This window comes from Bradyrhizobium sp. USDA 3256 (genome assembly GCF_054058275.1).
The window spans coordinates 3,424,523-3,446,832 of record NZ_JBSSAE010000002.1 but is presented as its reverse complement, the minus strand read 5'-3'; the positions used below and the strand labels follow the sequence as shown (position 1 = coordinate 3,446,832).

The window sequence follows — 22,310 nt, the reverse complement described above, 5'->3', positions numbered from 1 at the left end:
GGAAATGGCCGCCTGTCGCGAGCAGGGGTGCCATGTTGTCACCCCCTCAAGACAGTCCGGAAGGCGCTGGCTATAACCGCCCGCACACGAATCTGGGAGGACTGCCAATGATCTACGAGACCCGCGTCTATCGCTGCCTACCGGGGCGGCTGCCGGCGCTGCTCAAGCGCTTCGAGACCATCACGCTGAAGCTCTGGGACAAGCACGGCATCAGGCAGGCCGGCTTCTTCACGACGCTGGTCGGGGAATCCAACCAGGATCTGACCTATCTGCTGGCCTGGGAGTCGCTCGCCGAGCGCGAGAAGAAATGGACCGCGTTCCAGACCGATCCGGAATGGATCGCCGCGCGCGCCAAGACCGAGGAGGACGGCCAGATCGTTCTCACCATCGAAAACCAACTTCTGGTGCCGACGGCGTTTTCGTCGGTCAAGTGACGCGGGTGTCGCTTAGGGGCGCGATGACGATGCCTCGTCGCGCCCGATCACCGGACAGTTATTGCGGGCAGCCCGAGGTCTGATCGCCCTGGGTCACCATCGGCTTGCCGTTGATGAAGACGCCGTGGCTGCCGGAGGTCGTCTTGCCGCCGCAATGCGTGCGATCGCCCATGACCACCGCCGGCTTGCCGTTGATCAGGACATTGGGCACGCCCTCGACGAGCGGGCCGCCATTGCTGGTGGTGTCGCCGCTGCGCGCCGCCGGCTTGCCATTGACGGTGACGCCGGTGGCTCCGCTGGTGACGACCCCGGGCTGGCTGCTGGACTGGCCATAAGCTAGGCCCGACATCGCCGACAGGGCGGCGATCATCAGCGGGATGCGCATGTCTTCCTCATGGGAATCTGTTCCGCGCCAGTTTATAGGCGCTGTTTGGGCGGGATTGTGTTAGCACGGCGCCCCCACGGCGTCAGCGCAACCCCCTCATCGTGCGGGATGGCTTGATCCGTCCCGCCCGGGACTGCATGGTCGCCGGCAAAAGGATGCAGCATTTTGACCAATCAGGTTTCCGCGTCAGCCGCCGCGCCGATCGTTGCCGTCGGATCGGCCAAATTCGGCAATGCCTTGCCCATTTCGATCATCGCCGGCCCCTGCCAGCTCGAGAGCCGCGCGCATGCGCTTGAAGTGGCGTCCGCGCTGAAGGAGATCGCGGCCAGGCTCAAGATCGGTCTGGTGTACAAGACCTCGTTCGACAAGGCGAACCGCACCAGCGCGACGGCGGCACGCGGCATCGGATTGGCACAGGCGCTGCCGATCTTCGCCGAGATCCGGTCTTCGCTCGGGCTGCCTGTGCTGACCGACGTGCATGAGGCGACCCAGTGCGCCGATGTGGCGCAGGCGGTCGACGTGCTGCAGATCCCGGCCTTCCTGTGCCGGCAGACCGATCTCTTGCTGGCCGCGGCCGCGACCGGCAAGGTCGTCAATGTCAAGAAGGGCCAGTTCCTGGCGCCGTGGGACATGGCCAATGTGGTCAGCAAGATCACCGGCGCCGGCAATGCCAATGTGCTGGTCACCGAGCGCGGCGCGTCGTTCGGCTACAACACGCTGGTCTCCGACATGCGCGCGCTGCCGATCCTTTCGCGCACCACCGGCGCGCCTGTCATCTTCGACGCCACCCATTCGGTGCAGCAGCCGGGCGGCAAGGGCACCTCGTCGGGCGGCGAGCGCGAATTCGTGCCGGTGCTGGCGCGCGCCGCGGTCGCGGTCGGCGTCGCCGGCGTGTTCATCGAGACTCATCCCGATCCGGATCATGCGCCGTCGGACGGTCCCAACATGGTGCCGCTCCGTGAATTCGAGTCCCTCGTCAAGCGGCTGATGCAGTTCGACGCGCTGGCGAAGACGGCAGCCTGACCGGCGGACAACGACATGACCGCAACCAGCGGCATGCCGCCGGCCCTCAATGTGATCACGCTGGCGACCTTCGCCGCGAGCCTGTCGGTGCGCGCGCTCGATCCGGTGCTGCCGCATGTCGCGGATGATTTCGGCGTCAGCATCGCGACCGCCGCGAGCTTCGCCGCGGTGTTCGCCTTCACCTTTGCCGCGGTGCAGCCGGCGATCGGCGCCGCCGCCGATCTGTTCGGCAAGGCGCGGCTGATGACGATCTGCCTCGGACTGCTCGGCGTCGCCAACATCCTCGGTGCGCTCTCGACCTCATTCCCGATGCTGTTCGTGACCCGCATCCTCGCCGGCATCGGCTCGGGCGGCGTGTTTCCGGTGGCGCTGTCGCTGACCAGCGATCTGGTCGGTCCGGACAAGCGGCAGCTCGCGATCGGGCGAACGCTCGCGGGGTCGATGACCGGCAATCTGCTTGGCGCCACGGCCTCCGGCCTGATCGGCGACTTTCTCGGCTGGCGCGGCGTGCTCGCGGTGCTCGGCGGCCTCGTGATCATCGTCGCACTGGCGGTCGCGGCCGGCTTCCGCGGCGCCGCGCTGAACCGTCCGCCGCGCACCAGCCTGAAGGCGCTTCGCCACGGCTATCGCACCATCTTCACCAATCCGAACGCCCGCATCTGCTACTCGGCGGTCTTCATCGAAGGCTGCTGCGTGCTCGGGCTGTTTCCCTTCATCGCCTCGTTCCTGTTCGAGCTCGGTGAGACCTCGCTGTCGATCGCCGGCATCGTGATCGCGGGCTTTGCGATCGGCGGATTGCTCTACACGCTGACGGTGTCGCGCCTGCTGCCGTGGATCGGGGTGCGGGGCATGATGGTCGTCGGCGCGACGCTGGTCGCGATTCAATTGGTCGGCGTCGCCTTCGGACCGCACTGGAAGCTGCAGATGGCGGGCCTCCTGGTGATGGGCCTCGGCTTCTACATGATCCACGGCTGCCTGCAGGTGTTCGCCAGTGAGCTGTCGGTCGAGGCGCGCGCCACCGCGCTGTCGCTGCACTCGTTCTTCTTCTTCATGGGCCAGACCGTCGGCCCGATCGCCTATGGCTTCGGGCTGCAACACGTCGGCAAGACCGCGACGCTGGTCTCGGCCGCCGCCGTGATGGTCGTGCTCGGCTTCATCTGCGCGAGATTTCTGAAGCAGACCCGGCCGGCGGATGCCGCGGCGCGACCGGACGTCGAGTCTTAGCGAATCCTCTGGATCGGGCGGTTTCTGGAGCGAAGTGGAAATCGCGAGCCCGCCAATATCGACGGCATTTGCCCGATAGCTAACTTGATCCCAGGCTTGTTGTGCTGAGCCGCTTGCGTCATAGTTCCAAGGCGTTGGACATTGTTGACGATTGCCTGCCAGGGCGCATTCGGAATATCGGAGAAACAATTTTGTAGGCTTTTATTGATATTGCGAGGGAATATGGCGAGTTTTATCGCTGGTCGTTTCGCTCAAGCAGCCGTTTGGCTCGATTTGCGGTTCGATGATGGTGCGTTTGAGCTTGAATATCAGCGCGATCGTCAGGCGCGGACCGCCCGATTCACCGCAAATGCAATAGCTTTTAGTGCACTGCTCTGGGGCGCATTCGGCGTCTGGGATTCGGCCACGAATACCAACTCGGTCGAACTGACGCGCTTCCGGTTCATGGTAGCCATCCCTATCTTGCTGGGCTTTTTCGCTCTAACATTTACGCCTGCCTTTCGGCGCTGGCCAAATCTTTGCCTGCTTTTTTTCGTCGCCGCGGCAAGCTTGCTTGCGATCAAACAGCTTCTCGAGTACGGCGAGGGAAGTCCCTATTATCTGTCCTCAGGTTCGAGCGCGCTCAATTTCGCGTTGATCCTTGTCTTCTGTATTGGCTTGTTTCCGATAAGTGTCGGTTGGTCTTGTGCTGTTGGCGCGATAATCATTCTTGTCTACGGAGGCGGTGTTTCCGCATTCACGAAAATCGAGTTCGCCGAAGTTTCTTCTTACATTTTCAACCTGACTCTTATTTTTCTGATCCTCATCTTCACAAGTTATGGGCGCGAGCGCTTCGCGCGTGAGGAGTTTGCCCGGCACATTCTGCAGGAGAAGGAGCGCAATAAGCTCTCTAATTTCTTGTCCTCCTACATCCCCCTGAATTTTGTAGCTGATCAGGCCGATAGGAGTGCGGAAGCGTTTGGTGAAGTTACACTCCTCTTTTCGGACCTGGTTGGATTCACCACTCTGACGGAGCATCTTGCCCCCAAGCACGTCCTCGAAATCCTGGACATGATCTTTACCGAATTCGACGAAGCCGCTGACAAATATGGAGTCGAGAAGGTCAAGACAATCGGTGACGCCTACATGGCCATTGCCGGGAAATCAGCCAGCTCGGTGAACCATGCGAAGGCGATGGTCGAATTCGCCTTGCATACCATTGATATCGTGAGGCGCGTCGCAGAAAAGACCGGCTATCCGTTGCAAATTCGAGTTGGGATCCATACTGGATCTACGATTGGTGGCGTGATTGGGCGCCACAAGATGACCTACGACTATTGGGGACGCACTGTAAACCTGGCGAGTCGGCTTGAATCGCTTAGCGAGCCGAACCGCGTGCACATATCTGAAGCGACGTATTGGCGGGTGAGAGATTTCTTTAAGTTCGAAGAGCGCCAGGCGGTTGAGGTTAGGGGCTTTGGTTCAATGCGCAGCTTCTTCGTTTCTCCAAATGACGCATCTAGGAAAGACGGCGTCCTGCCCGACTAATTCGATGCGAGGGTGGGGTAGCGCCCAACCTAACCCCTGCCGCGATACGTCGCGACGCCCTGGTCCGGAACCCAGATGCCCTTTGGCAGCCTGCCGGTCTGGAAGAACACGTCGATCGGGATGCCGCCGCGCGGATACCAGTAGCCGCCGATGCGCAGCCACTTCGGCTTGATCTCGCCGGCAATGCGCTTGCCGATCGTGACCGTGCAATCCTCGTGGAACGCGCCGTGATTGCGGAAGCTTGCGGCGTAGAGTTTCAGCGATTTGGATTCCAGCAGCCACCGGCCGGGCACATAGTCGATCACCAAATGGGCGAAATCCGGTTGGCCGGTGATCGGGCAAACGGAGGTGAATTCCGGGATGGCGAAGCGCACCAGATAGTCGGTCCCTCCTTGCGGATTGGGGACGCGGTCGAGCACCGCCTTGTCCGGACTGTCCGGCCATGCGACGGCACGACCGAGTTGCAGGGTTTTCTTCGCCATGGGCCTCATCCTTATGGGAGGCCGAAATGGACGCAAGCCGGCCGGTTCGTCAACCGTCCGCGCGCGGGGACAGGTGTGCTACGCGGGCGCGGCCGTCTGGATCAGGACCAGGCGATCCTGGCCGGACTCGCAACCCCAGATCTCGCCAGGCCGGCCGTCAAGCTGCCGGACATTCGCGCCCGGCCGATCGCTCGGGAACGCGTTGAAGTTTTCGCTCACCGGATCGAACCGCACAATGGCATTGGCCGAGAAGTCGGTGAGCCAGACCTTGTCCTTGTCATCGACATAGACGGCATAGCTGCGCGGGCTCTTGCCCGGCAGTTTCCAGGCTTTCCAGGAGCCGTCGGCGGGATCGTGCACGGACACGTTGCCGCTGTTCCATTCGCTGACCCAGATCCGCCCCCGGGAGTCCGACCAGACCCGCCGGGCCCCCTGGTGCGGTGTTGGCGGCTGGACCACGCTGGCATTGCCGGTCGCAAGGTCGATACGCGCGATGTGGCTGCCGGCGAGCGAGGCGTACCAGACGTCGCCGTCCGGCGTGACGGTGATGCCGTAGGGCCCGACGCCGCGGGGCGCCTCGAATACCTTCAGTTCGCCGGACTTCGGATCGAGCCGGCCGTAGAAGCCGGATAGGCCGGTGAACCAGTAGGTGCCGCGCTTGTCGAACACTCCGGTGTTGAGATTGGCGTAGGCGGCTTTGTCGGGCAGCGGGAATAGCGTCACCTTGTGATCGCCGGGGTCGACGCGGGCGATCGCATTCTGCCCGCCCTCGGTCACCCAGGGCGCGCCGTCGGGGCCGATCGTGACGCCGTGCGGGGAGGCGCGCTTCCCGAGGTCGACCAACCTGAACGAGCCGTCGCGCGGGTTCAGCCGCCCCAGCGTTCCGTTGCGCTGGCCGGTGAACCACACGCTGCCATCCGGGGCGGGCGTGACGTCGTGAGGGCCGGTGCCCTGGTCCAGGCTGAAATATCTTGTCCGGAACGGACCATCCTGTGCCGACGCGACCAGCGGCCGGGCGGTGATGGCCAAAATTGCGGCAGTCGTCGAGGCAAGAAACTGGCGGCGATTCATTGCGTTATCCCGGCTTCATGAAACAATGGGCCAGCACGCGCAGGTAACTCCTGAGTAGCATAAACCCACCACATTGCATCGTCAGATGGGCCGTGCAGGCGGACCGTTCACATTTGCTTGCGCGCCGTGTATGACGCGGCCCATCAAGCCCACCCCATATCGAGAAAGAGCACGTCATGACTGACATCGTCGACATCATCGGCCGCGAAATCCTTGATAGCCGCGGCAACCCCACGGTCGAGGTCGATGTGGTGCTGGAGGATGGGTCAATCGGTCGCGCGGCGGTGCCGTCGGGAGCATCCACCGGCGCGCATGAGGCGGTGGAACTGCGTGATGGCGACAAGTCGCGCTATCTCGGCAAGGGAGTCGAGAAGGCGGTCGCCGCCATCAACGGCGAGATCTTCGAGGCGCTCAGCGACCAGGCCGTCGAGGAACAGGTCGCGATCGACCAGATCATGATCGAGCTCGACGGTACGCCGAACAAGAGCCGGCTCGGGGCCAACGCCATCCTCGGCGTCTCGCTGGCCTGCGCCAAGGCCGCCGCCGAATCCTTCGACATGCCGCTGTATCGTTATGTCGGCGGCACCTCGGCGCGGACGCTGCCGGTGCCGATGATGAACATCATCAATGGCGGCGTGCATGCCGACAACCCGATCGACTTCCAGGAATTCATGATCCTGCCGGTCGGCGCCACGTCGTTCGCCGAGGCGCTGCGTTGCGGTTCGGAAATCTTCCACACGCTGCGCGGCGAACTGAAGAAGGCCGGCCACAACACCAATGTCGGCGACGAGGGCGGCTTCGCGCCGAACCTGCCGTCGGCCGACGCCGCGCTCGAGTTCGTCATGAACGCGATCGGCAAGGCCGGCTACAAGGCGGGCGACGACGTCGTGCTCGGCCTCGATTGTGCCTCCACCGAATTCTTCAAGGAAGGCTCCTATGTCTATGGCGGCGAGAACAAGACCCGTTCGCGCTCCGAGCAGGTGAAGTATCTCGCCGATCTCGTCGGCCGCTATCCGATCGTCACCATCGAGGACGGCATGTCGGAGGACGACATGGACGGCTGGAAGGAGCTGACGGATGCGATCGGCAAGAAGTGCCAGCTGGTCGGTGACGATTTGTTCGTCACCAACGTCACCCGGCTTGCCGACGGCATCAAGAACGGCCGCGCCAATTCGATCCTGGTCAAGGTCAATCAGATCGGCACGCTGACCGAGACGCTTGCGGCGATCGAGATGGCCTACAAGGCCGGCTACACCGCCGTGATGTCGCACCGCTCCGGCGAGACCGAGGATTCCACGATCGCCGATCTCGCGGTCGCCACCAATTGCGGGCAGATCAAGACCGGCTCGCTGGCGCGCTCCGACCGCACCGCCAAGTACAACCAGCTGCTGCGCATCGAGCAGCAGCTCGGCACCCAGGCGAAATACGCGGGCAGGGCGGCCTTGAAGGCCTTGGCGTAACGCCCCAACTTGATCGGGACACAACACGCAAAACGGGAGGTCGGGATGAGCGACGGCAAGAGCGGTCTGCAGCTGCGTTCGCTGCTCAAGAAGAATGGCGAGCTCGAGATATCGCTGGTCAATGTCCCGACCCCCGAGCCCGGCCCCGACGAGGTCGTGGTCCGGGTCGAGGCGACCCCGATCAATCCGTCCGACCTCGGTCTTTTGATCGGCCCGGCCGACATGTCGGCCGCCAAGGTCTCCGGCAGCAAGGAATTGCCCGTGGTGACCGCGCGCGTGCCGGAAGCGGCGTTGCCGGGCCTTGCCGCGCGGCTCGACGAGTCCATGCCGGTCGGCAATGAAGGTGCCGGCGTCGTGATCAGGACCGGTTCATCGGATGCGGCCAAAGCGCTGATGGGCCGCACCGTCGCGATGATCGGTGGCGCGATGTATGCGCAATACCGCACGCTGCGCGTCAACGAATGCCTGCCGCTGCCGGATGGCACCACGCCGGCGGAAGGCGCGTCCTGCTTCGTCAATCCGCTGACTGCGCTCGGCATGACCGAGACGATGCGGCGCGAGGGGCACAAGGCGCTGGTGCACACGGCGGCAGCGTCCAACCTCGGCCAGATGCTCAACAAGATCTGCCTCAAGGACGGCATCGGCCTCGTCAACATCGTGCGCAACAAGGAGCAGACCGACATCCTGCACGAGATCGGCGCCAAGCATATCGTCGATTCCTCCGCGCCCGATTTCATGGATAAGCTCACCGGCGCGCTGGTCGAAACCGGCGCGACCATCGCCTTCGATGCGATCGGCGGCGGCAAGCTCGCGGGCCAGATCCTGGTCGCGATGGAGACCGCGATCAACAAGACCGCCAAGGCCTACAGCCGCTACGGCTCGAATGTGCACAAGCAGATCTATGTCTACGGCAGCCTCGACACCCGCTCGATCGAATTGCCGCGCGGCTTCGGCATGGCCTGGGGCGTCGGCGGCTGGCTGCTGTTCCCGTTCCTGATGAAGATCGGTCCGGAGGCCGGCAACAAGCTGCGTCAGCGCGTGGTGGCCGAGTTGAAGACGACTTTCGCCAGTCACTACACCAAGGTGGTGTCGTTGCAGGAGACCCTGCAGCTCGACAACATCGCTGTCTACAACAAGCGCGCGACCGGCGAGAAATTCCTGATCAACCCGAACAAGGGCTGAGGATCGAAGCGCAAGGGCCGTCCCGATCGGGCGGCCTTTTTGCTTTGCATAGACCAATTCGGCGAAACGCTGCGTTTCCGGAATTGGACGGTCCATGCACTTGCATCTTTCTTGGTGCGCCGGTAGGTGAGGCCCACCAGTTTCACGCGCAACCCGAGGGGAATTTGCTATGGCCTATAACATCGTCACCATCGTCGGCAGCATCCGCAAACAGAGCTTCTCGCTCAAGATCGCCAACGCGCTGGCCAAGCTTGCACCGGCGTCGCTGAAGCTCGATGTGACGGCGCTTCAGGAAATTTCCTTCTTCAACCAGGACCTCGAGGCCGCGCCGCCGGCGGACTGGCTTGCCTTCCGCGAGAAGCTGCAGAAGTCGAACGGCGTGCTGTTCGTGACCCCCGAATACAACCGCTCGATCCCGGGCGTGCTGAAGAACGCCATCGACGTCGCCTCGCGGCCCTACGGCAAGAGCTCGTTCATCGGCAAGCCGATCGGCATCATCGGCAATTCGCCCGGACCGCTCGGCGGCGTCAGCGCGGTGAAGCACCTGCAGAACATCCTGCCGGGCATTTCCGGCCCGATCCTCGGTCAGCCGGAAGCCTATCTCAACGGCGTCGGCGATGCCTTCGACGACAACGGCGAACTGACCAAGGAGTCGCTCAAGGGCGTGCTGCAGCAGTATCTCAACGCCTTCGCGGCCTTTATCGAAAAGCAGAACCGCTGAGCAAGAGCCCTGTTCCGATTGAATCGGAACGGGCTCTGAACTTGTTTTGACGCGTTTTCTTCACGCGAGCCGGTATCCACTTCGCTCGAAAACACCCTGGTTCAGCGTTCGTTAACCCCATGGCCGCATGCTCGCGGCCATGGTTTCCCGCACACGCCTCAAATCGATTCTGACCGGGCTCGCCCTCTATACGCTGGCAGCGCTGATGGTCGGCTATTTCGGCGTCAACGCCTACACCGGCAAATACGGCTTGAACGCGCGGCAGGAGCTCGATCAGGAGATCATCGCGCTGACTTCCGAGCTGGCGCGGCTGAAGAAGGAGCGGGCCGAGGGCGAGCAGCGGGTGTCGCTGTTGCGGTCGGACCGGGTCGATCCCGACATGCTGGACGAGCGTGCGCGCTTCCAGCTCGACTACGCCAATCCGCGTGATCTCGTTCGGATCAACAAGTAACTGACGACGCGTTCTCAAATTTCAAAATCATTCGCGCGCTATCACAAAAATGTCGCGCTGCGCTGCAGTGCGGCATAGCAAAATTCCATCGGGCGAACGCAATCCTTCCAAGGCGATTTGAGTTGGGTTAGAGAGGGTTCTCCGACTTCTCTCACCCGGAATTGCCATGGCCGCACCCAAGAAAAGCGTCGCAAAAGAATCAGGGCAGGAGAAGGCCGGCTCTCCCCCCGAATTCACCAAGGAGCAGGAGCTCAAGGCACTGCGGGACATGCTCCTGATCCGGCGCTTCGAGGAGAAGGCCGGTCAACTCTACGGCATGGGTGCGATCGGCGGTTTCTGCCATCTCTATATCGGCCAGGAAGCGGTCGTGGTCGGCATGCAAATGGCGCTGAAGCCGGGCGACGAGGTCATAACCGGTTACCGGGACCACGGCCACATGCTGGCCTGCGACATGGAAGCCAGGGGCGTGATGGCCGAATTGACCGGACGCCGCGGCGGCTATTCCCGCGGCAAGGGCGGCTCCATGCACATGTTCAGCAAGGAGAAGCACTTTTACGGCGGTCACGGAATCGTGGGCGCGCAGGTGTCGCTCGGCACCGGCCTTGCGTTCGCCAACCGCTATCGCGGCAACGATAACGTCAGCGTGACCTATTTCGGCGACGGCGCGGCCAACCAGGGCCAGGTCTATGAAAGCTTCAACATGGCGGAGCTGTGGAAGCTGCCGGTGATCTACGTGATCGAGAACAACCGCTATGCGATGGGCACCTCGGTGTCGCGCGCATCGGCCCAGCAGGATTTCTCCAAGCGCGGCGCCTCCTTCAACATTCCGGGCAAGCAGGTCGACGGCATGGACGTGCGCGCGGTCAAGGCCGCCGCCGATGAGGCCGTGGCCTGGTGCCGCGGCGGCAACGGCCCGATGATTCTGGAGATGCAGACCTACCGCTACCGCGGCCACTCGATGTCCGATCCGGCAAAGTACCGCACGCGCGAGGAGGTCGAGAAGGTGCGTCACGACCAGGACCCGATCGAGCAGGTGCGCAACCGCTTGCTGGCCGCAGGCGCCAGCGAGCAGGACCTGAAGGCGATCGACGCCGAGGTGCGCGAGATCGTCAACGAGGCCGCCGATTTCGCGCAGCACGATCCGGAGCCGGATCCGGCCGAGCTCTACACCGACATCTACCGCTGACCCCACCCGCGCAGACGAATTTCAAGACCGATTTCGGGAGCCGATATGCCCATTCAAGTGCTGATGCCTGCGCTGTCGCCCACCATGGAGAAGGGCAACCTCGCCAAATGGCTGAAAAAGGAAGGCGAGACCATCAAGTCCGGTGACGTCATCGCCGAGATCGAGACCGACAAGGCGACGATGGAGGTCGAGGCAACCGACGAGGGCACGCTCGGCAAGATCCTGATTCCGGAAGGCACCGCCGACGTTGCGGTGAACACGCCGATCGCCACCATTCTCGTCGACGGCGAAAGCGCCGCCGACCTCGCCAAGGCGCCGGCGGCACCAGCGCCGCAGCCGAAGGCCGCCGAGGCCGCGCCTGCCGAAGCCAAGGCGGAAGCGCCGCAGCCCGCGGCGAAGGCGCCGGCCGCGCCCGCGACCGAGCCGCTGCCAGATCCGGAAATCCCTGCGGGGACCGAGATGGTCACGCAGACCATTCGCGAGGCGCTGCGCGATGCGATGGCCGAAGAGATGCGCCGCGACGGCGACGTCTTCATCATGGGCGAGGAGGTCGCGGAATATCAGGGCGCCTACAAGGTGACGCAGGGCCTGTTGCAGGAATTCGGCGCCCGCCGCGTGATCGACACGCCGATCACCGAGCACGGCTTTGCCGGCGTCGGCGTCGGTGCGGCGATGGCGGGCTTGAAGCCGATCGTCGAGTTCATGACCTTCAACTTCGCCATGCAGGCGATCGACCAGATCATCAACTCCGCCGCCAAGACGCTCTATATGTCCGGCGGCCAGATGGGATGCTCGATCGTGTTCCGCGGCCCGAACGGCGCCGCCGCGCGCGTCGCCGCGCAGCACAGCCAGGACTACGCGGCGTGGTATTCGCAGATCCCGGGCCTCAAGGTGATCGCGCCGTATTCGGCCGCCGATTACAAGGGCCTGCTCAAGGCCGCGATCCGTGATCCCAATCCAGTGATCTTCCTCGAGAACGAGGTGCTGTACGGCCACACCGGCGAGGTGCCGAAGCTGGCTGATTTCGTGGTGCCGATCGGCAAGGCGCGGATTGCCCGCGCCGGCAAGGACGTCACCATCGTCTCCTGGGCGATGGGCATGTCCTATGCGCTGAAGGCCGCCGACGAACTCGCCAAGGAAGGCATCGAGGCCGAGGTGGTCGATCTCCGCACCATCCGTCCGATGGATACCGAGACCATCATCAACTCGGTGAAGAAGACCGGCCGCGCGGTCACGGTCGAGGAGGGCTGGCAGCAGAGCGGCGTCGGCTCCGAGGTCGCCGCGCGCATCATGGAGCACGCCTTCGACTATCTCGACGCGCCGGTGGCGCGCGTCTCCGGCAAGGACGTGCCGATGCCCTATGCCGCCAACCTCGAAAAGCTCGCTCTGCCCTCCGTCGCCGAGGTGGTCGCCGCCGCCAAGGCCGTATCCTACCGGTAACGCCGATGGCCGGTCCCAAGGAGCAGCCGCTGCCGCCTGACGTGATGGGCCGCGACGACGCCATCGAGGTGCTGCGCGCCTTCGTCGTCGACGGCGGCCTGTCGATCGCATTCCAGCGCGCTTTCGAGGAGCCGGACATGTGGGGGCTGATGCTGGTCGACATCGCCCGCCATGCCGCGCGCGCCTACGCGCGCGAGAGCGAATACACCGAGGACGAGGCGCTCGCGCGCATCGTCGAGATGTTCGAAGCCGAAATCGCCCGGCCGACCGACATGGGCCAAACCAAACCGCGGTCGCAACAAGGTCACTGACAATGCCGATCAATATTCTCATGCCCGCGCTGTCGCCGACGATGGAAAAGGGCAACCTCGCCAAGTGGCTCAAGAAAGAGGGCGACAAGGTCAAGTCCGGCGACGTGATCGCGGAGATCGAGACCGACAAGGCGACGATGGAAGTCGAGGCGGTCGACGAAGGCACGATCGCCAAGATCCTGGTGCCGGAGGGCACGCAGGACGTGCCGGTCAACGATGTCATCGCGGTCATGGCCGGCGACGGCGAGGATGTGAAGGCGGCGGCCAGCGCCGGAGGGGGCGCCGCACCGGCGGCGAAACCCGCCGAAGCGCCGAAGCCCGCCGCACAGGCCGCGCCGGTGGCGGCTCCCGCACCGGCGGCGGCGCCCGCGCCGAAGCCGGCCACAGCGGCGCCGCAGGCCGCTGCACCGGCCGCGCAGGCCAATGGCCACGCCCGGGTCTTCTCATCGCCTCTGGCGCGCCGGCTGGCAAAGGAAGCCGGCATCGATCTCGCCCGCATCATCGGCACCGGCCCGCATGGCCGCGTCATCGCGCGCGATGTCGACGAGGCCAAGTCCGGAAAGGGCCTGAAGGCGCCGGCGGCCGCGCCCGCCGGACCGAGCATCGCGCCGTCGATGTCGGACAAGCAGATCCTCGCGCTGTTCGAGCCGGGCTCCTACGAGGTAGTTCCGCATGACGGCATGCGCCGCACCATCGCGCAGCGTCTCACCGCCTCGGTGCAGAACGTCCCGCACTTCTACCTCACCATCGACTGCGACATCGGCAAGCTGCTCGCCGCGCGCGAGGAGATCAACGCCGCAGCGCCGAAGGACAAGGAGAAGAAGCCGCTCTACAAGATCTCGGTCAACGACTTCGTCATCAAGGCGATGGCGGTCGCGCTGCAGAAGATTCCGAACTGCAACGTCAGCTGGACCGAAGGCGGCATGCTCAAGCACAAGCATTCCGACGTCGGCGTCGCAGTGGCGATGCCGGGCGGCCTGATCACGCCGATCATCCGCAAGGCCGAGACCAAGACGCTCTCGACCATCTCCAACGAGATGAAGGATTTCGCCGCGCGTGCCCGCGCCCGCAAGCTGAAGCCGGAGGAATATCAGGGCGGCACCACCGCGGTCTCCAACCTCGGCATGTACGGCATCAACCACTTCACCGCCGTGATCAACCCGCCGCATGCCTCGATCCTCGCGGTCGGCACCTCGGAGGAACGTCCGGTGGTGCGCGGCGGCAAGATCGAGATCGCGCACATGATGAGCGTGACCCTGTCATGCGATCACCGCGCGATCGACGGCGCGCTCGGCGCCGAGCTGATCGGCGCCTTCAAGCAGCTGATCGAAAACCCCGTGATGATGATGGTGTGACGGGCATCCGCCATGTACGCGATCGTCGGTCCGTACGTCCTGCTCGCCGCCGTCGCCGTCGCGTTGCTCGTCGCGGTCAACCGCGACCTGATATCGACGATCCAGTTCAGGATCATGATGATCGGCGCCGCGGTGCTGGCGCTGGCGTGGTCCGTGTTCCTCGGTGCGGTATGGCGGGAGTACGGATGAATGGCCGGCACGGCTCGCACCCGCTGGCCCTGGATATCGCTGTTGCTGTCGGCCGCGCTGGTCTGCAATCCGGTCGGGTTCGATTTTCTGCACTCCGCGTTCTTCGCCGGCGAACAGCTGGCGCGGAACATCGCCCAGCCGATCGTGCTGACGGCCCTGGCCATCATGGCCCTGGTGATCGGGCTCGAATGGCTGGTCAGGTCATTGATCGCAAGAAGCCGCGCCCGCGGCGTCACACGTTGAGTTGAACGGGAGCCGCCATGGCCGACACATCCTTTGACGTCATCATCATCGGCTCCGGCCCCGGCGGCTACGTGACCGCGATCCGCGCGGCGCAGCTCGGTTTCAAGACCGCGATCGTGGAGAAATCCTATCTCGGCGGCATCTGCCTGAACTGGGGCTGCATCCCGACCAAGGCGCTGCTGCGCTCGGCCGAGATCTATCACTACATGCAGCACGCCAAGGATTACGGGCTGTCGGCCGACAACGTCTCGTTCGATCCGAAGGCGGTGGTGCAGCGCTCGCGCGGCGTCTCGAAGCGCCTCAATGACGGCGTCGGCTTCCTGATGAAGAAGAACAAGGTCACGGTGATCTGGGGCGAGGCCACGATCGACGCGCCCGGCAAGATCACGGTGAAGAAGTCGGCGGCCGAGGCGCCGAAGGGCGCCAGCGGCGAGGGCACCTATCAGGCCAAGCACATCATCGTGGCGACCGGCGCGCGGCCGCGCGTGCTGCCCGGGCTCGAGCCCGACAAGAAGCTGATCTGGACCTATTTCGAGGCGATGGTGCCGGAGCGGATGCCGAAGTCGCTGCTGGTGGTAGGCTCCGGCGCGATCGGCATCGAGTTCGCCTCGTTCTTCCACACCATGGGTGCCGACGTCACCGTGGTCGAGGTGCTGCCGCAGATCCTGCCCGTCGAGGACGCCGAGATCGCCGGGCTTGCGCGCAAGCGCTTCGAGAAGATGGGTATCAAGATTCTCACCTCGACCAAGGTAACAAAACTCGAGAAGAAGGCCGACAGCGTGGTTGCGACCATCGACGACGGCAAGGAGAAGCCGCAGGCGGTCGAGTTCGAGCGGGTGATCTCGGCGGTCGGGGTGGTCGGCAATATCGAGAATCTCGGGCTGGAGAAGCTTGGCGTCAAAACCGACCGCGGCTGCATCGTGATCGACGGCCTCGGCAAGACCAACGTTCCGGGCATCTATGCGATCGGCGACGTCGCGGGGCCGCCGATGCTCGCGCACAAAGCCGAGCATGAGGGCGTGATCTGCATCGAGGCGATCAAGGGCCTGCACCCGCACCCGATGGACAAGCTGATGATCCCGGGCTGCACCTACTGCAATCCGCAGGTCGCCTCGGTCGGTTTGACTGAAGACAAGGCCAAGGAAGGCGGCCGCGAGATCCGCGTCGGCCGCTTCCCGTTCGTCGGCAACGGCAAGGCGATCGCGCTCGGCGAGGATCAGGGCCTCGTCAAGGTGGTGTTCGACAAGAAGACCGGCCAGCTGCTCGGCGCCCACATGATCGGCGCCGAAGTCACCGAGTTGATCCAGGGCTATGTGGTGGCGATGAATCTGGAGACCACGGAAGAGGAATTGATGCACACCGTATTCCCGCATCCGACCTTGTCGGAAATGATGAAGGAAGCGGTGCTCGACGCCTATGGGCGCGTGCTGAATATCTGAGTGGCCGAATTTAGCTCGTCATGCGCGGGCTTGACCCGCGCATCCATCAAGCGAAAGCTTTTTTGCAGATGGATCGCCGGGTCAAACCCGGCGTTGACGAGCGGAAAGAGCCGTTGACGCAAGAAGCCTGAGAAAGAACAGAGCCAGTGAAAGACAACGACAACCTCACCATCGAACGCCCGACCTTTGTTACCCATCTCGAATGCGCGATGGAGGGCGATCACTATCCCGCGGACCAGGTGCACAACCTCTCCAAGGCCGGCAAGCCGCTGCTGGTGCGCTATGATCTCGCCGGGGTGAAGAAGGCGCTCACCAAGGATGCGCTGGCCGAGCGGCCCGCCGATCTGTGGCGCTACCGCGAGCTGCTGCCGGTGCGCAAATGCAAGGATATCGTCAGCCTCGGCGAGGTCACGACGCCGCTGATCCGGCTGCCGCGGCTTGGCGCCAAGCTTGGCGGCGGCGAGATCATCGTCAAAGACGAGGGGCGGCTGCCGACCGGCTCGTTCAAGGCACGCGGCCTGGTGATGGCGGTGTCGATGGGCAAGGCGCTCGGCATCAAGCACATGGCGATGCCGACCAACGGTAATGCCGGCGCGGCGCTGGCGGCCTACGCGACCTCCTGCGGCATCAAGACCACGATCTTCTGCCCGGCGGACACGCCGGAGGTGAATGTCAGCGAGATCGAGCTGCAGGGCGCCACCGTCTATCGTGTCAACGGCTATATCGACGACTGCGGCAAGATCGTCGGCGAGGGCAAGGCGAAGGTCGGCTGGTTCGACACCTCGACCCTGAAAGAGCCGTACCGGATCGAGGGCAAGAAGACGATGGGGCTCGAACTCGCCGAGCAGCTCGGCTGGGACGTGCCCGACGTGATCTTCTATCCGACTGGCGGCGGCACCGGCCTGATCGGCATGTGGAAGGCGTTCGACGAGCTCGAGAAGATCGGCTTCATCGGAAGCAAGCGCCCGCGCATGGTCGCGGTGCAGGCCTCCGGCTGCGCGCCGATGGTGCGGGCCTATGAGGCCGGCACCGAGCACGCCGCGCGCTGGGAGGACGCCCACACCATCGCTTCGGGCATCCGCGTGCCGCAGGCGATCGGCGACTTCCTCATCCTGCGCGCGGTGCGCGAGAGCAAGGGCTTTGCGATCGCCGTCGACGACGACAAGATCAGCGCCGCCCTCAACGAGGTCGCGCGCGAGGAGGGTCTGTTGCTGTGCCCCGAGGGCGCCGCGACCTATGCCGCCTACAAGGAGAGCCTCGCCGACGGCCGCGTCAGCAAGACGGACCGCGTGATGCTGTTCAACTGCGCCAGCGGCCTGAAATACCCGCTGCCGCCGATCACCCGCACGCTCGACCGGCACAAGCCGATCGACTTCTCGCAGTTCTGACGCCTCATCCGAAGGGCCATCTTGTCGAGAGGTGGCCCTTCAAAAATAATTGGAAACAAGAAAATTGAGGGAGAGCGTGATGCGGAAGCTGGTTCTGGCCGTGTTGGCGATGTTGGCGTTAACGGGGACCGCTTCCGCGGAAACCTATCCCGCGCACCCGATCACCATCGTGGTGCCGTTTGCTGCCGGCGGCCCCTCGGATGCGATGGCACGCATCCTCGGCGAGCGCATGAAGCAGTCGCTGGGCGAGGTGTTGCTGATCGAGAACGTGACCGGTGCGGGCGGCTCGATCGGCGTCGGCCGTGCGGTGCGCTCGGCGCCCGACGGCTACACCATCTCGTTCGGCCATCTCGGCACCCATGTCGCGAATGGCGCGATCTACAAGCTCGGCTACGACCTCGTCACCGATCTCGAGCCGGTGGTGCTGCTGCCGAGCAACCCGATGATCATCGTCAGCAAGAACGCCGTGCCGGCGAAATCGCTGAAGGAATTGCTGGAGTGGCTGAAGTCGCGGCCGGCGCCGCCAACCGCGGGCACAGCCGGCGCCGGCAGCGGCAGCCATATCGCCGGGCTCTATTTCGAGAACGTCTCCGGCATCAAGCTGCAATATGTGCCGTATCGCGGCACCGGCCCGGCGCTGAATGACCTCGTCGCCGGTCAGATCGACATCATCGTCGACCAGACCTCGAACTCGATCAACCAGGTCCGCGCCGGCAATATCCGCGCCTATGCGGTCACCGATTCCAAGCGGGTCGCGAATGCGCCTGATGTCCCGACGGTCGACGAGGCCGGCCTGCCGGGCTTCCACATGACGCTGTGGTCTGGCCTCTGGGTGCCAAAGGGTACCCCGAAGGAGATCGTGGCCAAGCTCAACGCCGCTGCGGTCGAGGCGATGGCCGATCCGGCTGTGCAGAAGCAGCTCGAAAACCTCGGCTTGCAGATGCCGCCGAAGGATCAGCTCACGCCGGGTGCACTCGGCACCTGGCAGAAGGCGGAAATCGCGAAGTGGTGGCCGATGATCAAGGCGGCGAATGTGAAGGTGGATTGAAGGCGCAACGTCGTCCCGGCGAAGGCCGGGACCCATTACCCCAAATGTCGGTTGCGGCGCGACGCTGGGGCCACGTTCCCGATCACAATCAAACGCGGTGGCTATGGGTCCCGGCCTTCGCCGGGACGACAGCGTCTTACTGCGACGGCATTGCCTCAGTCGGCGCCGCGTTGCTCTCCTGCGTCACGACGCGCTCGCCGTTCTTGGCCACTGCCGTGTCGGCATCCTCGAACCGCACCTGGTAGACCGCGAAATTCTCCATCACGCGCTGGACGTAGTTGCGCGTCTCGGAGATCGGGATCCGCTCCACCCAGTCGACCGGATCGACCTTGGGATCGCGCGGGTCGCCATAGGCCTTGATCCAGTCGCGGACGCGGCCGCGGCCGGCGTTGTAGCCGGCAAAGGTCATGATGTGGCAGTTGCGATATTCCGACAGCAAAGCGCTGAGCTCGGCTGCGCCCATCTGGGTGTTGTAGACGGGATCGGACACCATCCGGCTCCAGTCATAGCTGACGCCGAAGCGCTTGGCGGTGTCACGACCGGCTTCCGGCGTCACCTGCATCAGGCCGACGGCGTTGGCCGCCGACTTGTCGCGCTGGTCGAATGCGCTTTCGGTCCGCGCGATCGAGTAGGTCATGCTGCGCCCGATATCGGGCGCGATCGGCGTGTGCTTGGGAATGCCGATCACCGGGAAGGCGTAATGGTCGAAGGCAAAGCCGCGCGCGAGTGCGATCTTGCCGATCTGCAGCATGGCGCGGGCATCGTTGCGGCGGCCGGTCAGCTCGCCGAGCGCCTCGAGCATTCCGACATCGGTGCTTTCCTCGGCGAGGTCGGCTACGAAATAGAGCACGACGTCGGGCTCGCCGATCGCATAGAGCATATCGGCGGCGCGGACCCGCTCGTCGGCCGCCATGCTGCCGGCGCTGGCCGCCGGCGAGGGCGCGCGCAGCTCGACGCCACCATCACGGCCGAGCCTGGCCAGCGCGAGCTGACCGTAATAGGCCGTCGGGTAGCGCGCGGCGGCTTGGTAGTCGGCCCGCATCGCCGCGGAATTGCCGAGTGCCTCGGCGGCGCGACCACGCCAATAGGCGGCGCGCGCCAGCACGGTCGGGTTGGTCTGGCCCTCGTCGATATGCGCGAAGTGCGCCGCGGCGGTCTTGGCGTCGTTGAGATAACGCAGCGCGATCCAGCCGCGCATGAAGTGCATGTCGGAGCGGTAATAAGGATTGTCCGGCGCCGCCGCGGGCCGGATCACGTCATAGGCGGCCTGGTACTCGCCCTGGTCGAGCAGCTTGCGGGAGAGGATGCGGCGCTCGCGCCACCACTGGTCGGTGTCCTGCTGCGCCATCGTCTCGGGCTCAGCCGCGATCGTCACGCGCGCGGCTTCGTCGACCTTGTTCTTCGCGAGCAGCCACTGAATTCGGCACAGCGTGTAGCCGAGATCGCGGCGGGCCTCGGCCGGCACATCGTTGAGTGTGCCCTCTGCCTTGCTGGATTGTCCGCGGACCGCGACGCAGGCTTTCACGATCGCCAGATCGTCGCTGCCGAGCCGCTGTGCCGCGCGCTTCGCGCCGGCGTGATCCTTGGCGCCGATCCGCTTGTCCATGCGCGCGCGATGGTCGTCCCGCGTCAGCAGGTCCTTGAAGGCATCATAGGCGTCGCTCTCGGTGCGATCGGACAGTTCCTCCGAGCGCCAGGCTTCGCGCACCAGCCGGGTGGCGCCGTCGCGGTCGCCTTCGGCCAGCAGCGTGCGGGCGAGCGCGAACTTGCCCTTTGCGCTGATCGGCTGATCGAGGGTGAAGCCGTGCACCGTGGCCGGATCGCTGCGCTCCTGCCAGATCCGCGCTTCGGCGCGCTTGCGCAGCAGCGTGACGCTCGGCCAATCCGGATTGGCCGTCACGAATGCCGCGTAGCGGCTGAATGGCGCACTCGATTCCGAGTGGCGCAGCAGATACCACTCGACGAGTTTTCGCCCGACCGGGTCGGTGATCCTGGCCTGGATATCGGTCGCGTCGCTGGTCCTGCCTCTGCGCGCGGCGAGGATGGCGTCCCTGATCGTGGCGAGATCGCCCGACAGTTGCGGCCCGGCGGATTTCTCCGGCTCGGGCGCCTTCTCAGCGGATTTGGAAGGAGCGGATTTGGCCTTTGCGGATTTTCGTTTATCGGCGCCATGTCTGGCGTGCCGCCGCTTGCCGGAGGCACTCTCGCGCGCGGCCTTGGCGCCATGCGCCTTCTTGTCCCCGTGGCCGCTCTTGGCCTGGTGCTGATGATGCGGCTTGGCGGTCGCCTGGACCGGAAGCAGCGCGAGCGCGGCGGCGGTGGCGAAGCACGCCAGCGGACGTAGGCAACGGTTCATTCCCTGGTCCCCCCTGAGAAACCATGAGGCACAACAGAACGCGTCTTACGGCGGCATAACCGCCGCAGATTATCACTACCCTCGATTCTCGAGTCTTAATGCAGCTGCAACTCAACAGGGAAAACGCGGCGAAATATGGAATATGGCGTGTGGAACCCGCGGGAACCGGGATTTTCACGGGTAAAAACGGACAGGCCGCACTGTGCTTTGACCGGTTCCGCGTGAGTTGTATCGTCATAGCGAGCAAGCGTGGGGCTGCCGATGTCACTGCCACATCACTTTTCGCCGGCCGGTGCGCCATGACGGCTCGCCTCAGAACCATCCTCGACGGCGGCCGCTATTTCGAAGGCCCGCGCTGGCATCTCGGGCGGCTCTGGTTCGTCGATTGCATGGCGCGGACGCTTCTGAGCATCAGCCCGTCGGGCGAGTTGCAGGAGCATGCTGCGCTGACCGACGACACGCCGTGCGGGCTCGGCGTACTGCCTGATGGCGACATCGTTGTGCTGACGATGTTCAGGAAGCGGCTGCTGCGGTTTTCCGATGGAGCGCGGTCGCTGCATGCCGATCTCTCCGAGGTCGCGACCGGCACGATCGACGACATGATCGTCGACGGGCAGGGACGCGCCTATGTCGGCGATCTCGGCTTCAACCTGCCGCCGCCGGAGCGCCGCGGTGCCGTCGGCCGCATTGTCCTCGTGACGCCCGACGGCAGTGCGCGCGTCGTCGCGGAAGGCTTGCGCTTTCCCAACGGCATTGCCGTCTCCTCCGACCATCTCAGGCTCGTCGTTGCCGAAATGGACGGCGCAGTCTCGCCGATTACGACATCGCGCCGGACGGCGGCCTGAGCCTGCGCGGGCGGTTCGGCAGCATCAACGATCCCGACGGCATCTGCCTCGATGCCGACGGGGCGACCTGGGTCGCGTCTTTCACGGAAGATGCTTTTGTCCGGATCGATCGCACCGGTGTGGAATGTGAGCGCATCAAGATGCCCGGCCGCCGCGCGCTTGCCTGCGCGCTCGGTGGCGCGGACCGCAGGACGCTGTTCTGCCTGAGCGCGGAGACGTCCTACGAAGAGCTGCGCAAGGGCAGGTCCACGTCGCGGATCGATGTGGTCGAGGTCGACACGCCGGGTGATGGCTGTCCCTGACCCGACCGCAGGCGCGCCTCACCTCTTCTTTTTCTTCTCTTTCTTCCTCAGAATATCGGCCTGGCTCCTGAAGGCGCGGGCGAGGGAGCGCATCTGGTTGGCGACAATTGCGTCGGCCGTCGTCAATGCAACCCGCTCCGCGGTCTGCGCCTGCTTGCGAATTGCCTTGGCCATTTTCATGAAGGAACCAATCGTGCCGCGTCGTGCTGGTTCCTGCACGAGCGACCGCGGCTTGACGGCATCTCGGT

24 protein-coding genes are annotated in these 22,310 nt (G+C 64.5%); 19 read left to right on the top strand and 5 right to left on the bottom strand.

Features of this window, described 5'->3' with window-relative positions:
* Positions 1–107 precede the first annotated feature (107 nt).
* Entirely contained in the window at positions 108–434 is a 327-nt protein-coding gene (locus ACVWY5_RS17900; RefSeq protein WP_028334053.1) for an NIPSNAP family protein, read from the top strand.
* A gap of 58 nt (positions 435–492) precedes the next feature.
* Here the strand turns inward: ACVWY5_RS17900 and ACVWY5_RS17895 are convergent, their stop codons facing one another.
* Positions 493–819, bottom strand: a complete 327-nt coding sequence (locus ACVWY5_RS17895) for a PAAR domain-containing protein (protein ID WP_028334054.1) — start codon at positions 817–819, stop codon at positions 493–495.
* 165 nt (positions 820–984) lie between these two features.
* Here ACVWY5_RS17895 and kdsA point away from each other — a divergent pair, with 165 nt between their 5' ends.
* The 3 genes from kdsA (at position 985) to ACVWY5_RS17880 (ending at position 4,593) form a co-directional block, all read left to right on the top strand.
* The gene (kdsA, locus tag ACVWY5_RS17890; RefSeq protein ID WP_028334055.1) at positions 985–1,842 is read left to right on the top strand and encodes a 3-deoxy-8-phosphooctulonate synthase; all 858 of its coding nucleotides are present in this window, start codon (positions 985–987) and stop codon (positions 1,840–1,842) included.
* A gap of 15 nt (positions 1,843–1,857) precedes the next feature.
* Complete coding sequence (locus tag ACVWY5_RS17885; RefSeq protein WP_028334056.1) at positions 1,858–3,066, top strand: MFS transporter; 1,209 nt, start codon at positions 1,858–1,860, stop codon at positions 3,064–3,066.
* Between the two features lie 222 nt (positions 3,067–3,288).
* Positions 3,289–4,593, top strand: coding sequence for an adenylate/guanylate cyclase domain-containing protein (locus tag ACVWY5_RS17880; protein WP_051376125.1), 1,305 nt, complete (start codon positions 3,289–3,291; stop codon positions 4,591–4,593).
* Between the two features lie 29 nt (positions 4,594–4,622).
* Here ACVWY5_RS17880 and queF read toward each other — a convergent pair whose 3' ends face one another.
* Both queF and ACVWY5_RS17870 read right to left on the bottom strand, forming a co-directional pair.
* Positions 4,623–5,084, bottom strand: a complete 462-nt coding sequence (gene queF / locus ACVWY5_RS17875; RefSeq protein WP_157341203.1) for a preQ(1) synthase — start codon at positions 5,082–5,084, stop codon at positions 4,623–4,625.
* A 69-nt stretch (positions 5,085–5,153) separates the two neighbouring features.
* A complete protein-coding gene (locus ACVWY5_RS17870; protein WP_028334058.1) occupies positions 5,154–6,146 on the bottom strand; it encodes a Vgb family protein in 993 nt (330 codons plus the stop codon).
* 176 nt (positions 6,147–6,322) lie between these two features.
* Here ACVWY5_RS17870 and eno point away from each other — a divergent pair, with 176 nt between their 5' ends.
* From eno to ACVWY5_RS17805, 13 genes are all read left to right on the top strand, one after another.
* Complete coding sequence (gene eno / locus ACVWY5_RS17865) at positions 6,323–7,606, top strand: phosphopyruvate hydratase (RefSeq protein ID WP_028334059.1); 1,284 nt, start codon at positions 6,323–6,325, stop codon at positions 7,604–7,606.
* A 45-nt stretch (positions 7,607–7,651) separates the two neighbouring features.
* Positions 7,652–8,788: a zinc-binding dehydrogenase gene (locus ACVWY5_RS17860; protein WP_028334060.1), complete on the top strand. Its 1,137-nt coding sequence runs from the start codon at positions 7,652–7,654 to the stop codon at positions 8,786–8,788.
* A 169-nt stretch (positions 8,789–8,957) separates the two neighbouring features.
* On the top strand, positions 8,958–9,509 hold the full coding sequence (locus ACVWY5_RS17855) for an NADPH-dependent FMN reductase (RefSeq protein WP_028334061.1): 552 nt from the start codon (positions 8,958–8,960) through the stop codon (positions 9,507–9,509).
* A 139-nt stretch (positions 9,510–9,648) separates the two neighbouring features.
* Complete coding sequence (locus tag ACVWY5_RS17850) at positions 9,649–9,960, top strand: FtsB family cell division protein (protein WP_028334062.1); 312 nt, start codon at positions 9,649–9,651, stop codon at positions 9,958–9,960.
* A 166-nt stretch (positions 9,961–10,126) separates the two neighbouring features.
* Positions 10,127–11,146: a pyruvate dehydrogenase (acetyl-transferring) E1 component subunit alpha gene (gene pdhA / locus ACVWY5_RS17845; protein ID WP_028334063.1), complete on the top strand. Its 1,020-nt coding sequence runs from the start codon at positions 10,127–10,129 to the stop codon at positions 11,144–11,146.
* Positions 11,147–11,191: 45 nt separating this feature from the next.
* Positions 11,192–12,586, top strand: coding sequence for a pyruvate dehydrogenase complex E1 component subunit beta (locus ACVWY5_RS17840; RefSeq protein WP_028334064.1), 1,395 nt, complete (start codon positions 11,192–11,194; stop codon positions 12,584–12,586).
* A gap of 5 nt (positions 12,587–12,591) precedes the next feature.
* Complete coding sequence (locus tag ACVWY5_RS17835) at positions 12,592–12,897, top strand: DUF5076 domain-containing protein (protein WP_018271806.1); 306 nt, start codon at positions 12,592–12,594, stop codon at positions 12,895–12,897.
* A 2-nt stretch (positions 12,898–12,899) separates the two neighbouring features.
* Positions 12,900–14,252, top strand: coding sequence for a pyruvate dehydrogenase complex dihydrolipoamide acetyltransferase (locus ACVWY5_RS17830; protein ID WP_028334065.1), 1,353 nt, complete (start codon positions 12,900–12,902; stop codon positions 14,250–14,252).
* A 12-nt stretch (positions 14,253–14,264) separates the two neighbouring features.
* Complete coding sequence (locus ACVWY5_RS17825; protein WP_198400081.1) at positions 14,265–14,441, top strand: hypothetical protein; 177 nt, start codon at positions 14,265–14,267, stop codon at positions 14,439–14,441.
* Positions 14,442–14,684, top strand: a complete 243-nt coding sequence (locus tag ACVWY5_RS17820) for a hypothetical protein (RefSeq protein WP_028334066.1) — start codon at positions 14,442–14,444, stop codon at positions 14,682–14,684.
* A 17-nt stretch (positions 14,685–14,701) separates the two neighbouring features.
* Positions 14,702–16,123: a dihydrolipoyl dehydrogenase gene (lpdA, locus tag ACVWY5_RS17815; protein ID WP_028334067.1), complete on the top strand. Its 1,422-nt coding sequence runs from the start codon at positions 14,702–14,704 to the stop codon at positions 16,121–16,123.
* Positions 16,124–16,269: 146 nt separating this feature from the next.
* Complete coding sequence (locus ACVWY5_RS17810) at positions 16,270–17,511, top strand: threonine synthase (RefSeq protein ID WP_028334068.1); 1,242 nt, start codon at positions 16,270–16,272, stop codon at positions 17,509–17,511.
* A gap of 79 nt (positions 17,512–17,590) precedes the next feature.
* Positions 17,591–18,559 (top strand): tripartite tricarboxylate transporter substrate binding protein BugD, encoded by a 969-nt coding sequence (locus tag ACVWY5_RS17805; RefSeq protein WP_028334069.1) that lies wholly within the window; start codon positions 17,591–17,593, stop codon positions 18,557–18,559.
* 136 nt (positions 18,560–18,695) lie between these two features.
* Here the strand turns inward: ACVWY5_RS17805 and ACVWY5_RS17800 are convergent, their stop codons facing one another.
* Positions 18,696–20,915, bottom strand: coding sequence for a lytic transglycosylase domain-containing protein (locus ACVWY5_RS17800; protein ID WP_028334070.1), 2,220 nt, complete (start codon positions 20,913–20,915; stop codon positions 18,696–18,698).
* A 299-nt stretch (positions 20,916–21,214) separates the two neighbouring features.
* Between ACVWY5_RS17800 and ACVWY5_RS17795 the strand changes: the two genes are divergently transcribed.
* Together ACVWY5_RS17795 and ACVWY5_RS17790 are read left to right on the top strand one after the other, a co-directional pair.
* Positions 21,215–21,760, top strand: coding sequence for an SMP-30/gluconolactonase/LRE family protein (locus ACVWY5_RS17795; RefSeq protein WP_321176766.1), 546 nt, complete (start codon positions 21,215–21,217; stop codon positions 21,758–21,760).
* Positions 21,739–22,062 (top strand): SMP-30/gluconolactonase/LRE family protein, encoded by a 324-nt coding sequence (locus tag ACVWY5_RS17790; protein ID WP_456671775.1) that lies wholly within the window; start codon positions 21,739–21,741, stop codon positions 22,060–22,062. Before ACVWY5_RS17795 ends, ACVWY5_RS17790 begins: the two co-directional genes overlap by 22 nt.
* 18 nt (positions 22,063–22,080) lie before the next feature.
* On the opposite strand, the gene ACVWY5_RS17785 is transcribed toward ACVWY5_RS17790, so the two are convergent.
* Positions 22,081–22,242 (bottom strand): hypothetical protein, encoded by a 162-nt coding sequence (locus tag ACVWY5_RS17785; protein WP_321176767.1) that lies wholly within the window; start codon positions 22,240–22,242, stop codon positions 22,081–22,083.
* Positions 22,243–22,310 lie beyond the last annotated feature (68 nt).

Excerpts from the sequence above, each read along its gene's own strand:
- eno (WP_028334059.1), top strand. The coding sequence starts at position 6,323 with ATGACTGACATCGTCGACATCATCGGCCGCGAAATCCTTGATAGCCGC.
- ACVWY5_RS17895 (WP_028334054.1), bottom strand. The coding sequence starts at position 819 with ATGCGCATCCCGCTGATGATCGCCGCCCTGTCGGCGATGTCGGGCCTA.
- pdhA (WP_028334063.1), top strand. The coding sequence starts at position 10,127 with ATGGCCGCACCCAAGAAAAGCGTCGCAAAAGAATCAGGGCAGGAGAAG.
- ACVWY5_RS17855 (WP_028334061.1), top strand. The coding sequence starts at position 8,958 with ATGGCCTATAACATCGTCACCATCGTCGGCAGCATCCGCAAACAGAGC.
- ACVWY5_RS17785 (WP_321176767.1), bottom strand. The coding sequence starts at position 22,242 with ATGAAAATGGCCAAGGCAATTCGCAAGCAGGCGCAGACCGCGGAGCGG.
- ACVWY5_RS17880 (WP_051376125.1), top strand. The coding sequence starts at position 3,289 with ATGGCGAGTTTTATCGCTGGTCGTTTCGCTCAAGCAGCCGTTTGGCTC.
- ACVWY5_RS17830 (WP_028334065.1), top strand. The coding sequence starts at position 12,900 with ATGCCGATCAATATTCTCATGCCCGCGCTGTCGCCGACGATGGAAAAG.
- ACVWY5_RS17825 (WP_198400081.1), top strand. The coding sequence starts at position 14,265 with ATGTACGCGATCGTCGGTCCGTACGTCCTGCTCGCCGCCGTCGCCGTC.
- queF (WP_157341203.1), bottom strand. The coding sequence starts at position 5,084 with ATGAGGCCCATGGCGAAGAAAACCCTGCAACTCGGTCGTGCCGTCGCA.
- ACVWY5_RS17820 (WP_028334066.1), top strand. The coding sequence starts at position 14,442 with ATGGCCGGCACGGCTCGCACCCGCTGGCCCTGGATATCGCTGTTGCTG.
- ACVWY5_RS17835 (WP_018271806.1), top strand. The coding sequence starts at position 12,592 with ATGGCCGGTCCCAAGGAGCAGCCGCTGCCGCCTGACGTGATGGGCCGC.
- ACVWY5_RS17840 (WP_028334064.1), top strand. The coding sequence starts at position 11,192 with ATGCCCATTCAAGTGCTGATGCCTGCGCTGTCGCCCACCATGGAGAAG.
- ACVWY5_RS17870 (WP_028334058.1), bottom strand. The coding sequence starts at position 6,146 with ATGAATCGCCGCCAGTTTCTTGCCTCGACGACTGCCGCAATTTTGGCC.
- ACVWY5_RS17900 (WP_028334053.1), top strand. The coding sequence starts at position 108 with ATGATCTACGAGACCCGCGTCTATCGCTGCCTACCGGGGCGGCTGCCG.
- ACVWY5_RS17850 (WP_028334062.1), top strand. The coding sequence starts at position 9,649 with ATGGTTTCCCGCACACGCCTCAAATCGATTCTGACCGGGCTCGCCCTC.
- lpdA (WP_028334067.1), top strand. The coding sequence starts at position 14,702 with ATGGCCGACACATCCTTTGACGTCATCATCATCGGCTCCGGCCCCGGC.
- ACVWY5_RS17805 (WP_028334069.1), top strand. The coding sequence starts at position 17,591 with ATGCGGAAGCTGGTTCTGGCCGTGTTGGCGATGTTGGCGTTAACGGGG.
- ACVWY5_RS17800 (WP_028334070.1), bottom strand. The coding sequence starts at position 20,915 with ATGAACCGTTGCCTACGTCCGCTGGCGTGCTTCGCCACCGCCGCCGCG.
- ACVWY5_RS17795 (WP_321176766.1), top strand. The coding sequence starts at position 21,215 with ATGACGGCTCGCCTCAGAACCATCCTCGACGGCGGCCGCTATTTCGAA.
- ACVWY5_RS17860 (WP_028334060.1), top strand. The coding sequence starts at position 7,652 with ATGAGCGACGGCAAGAGCGGTCTGCAGCTGCGTTCGCTGCTCAAGAAG.
- ACVWY5_RS17885 (WP_028334056.1), top strand. The coding sequence starts at position 1,858 with ATGACCGCAACCAGCGGCATGCCGCCGGCCCTCAATGTGATCACGCTG.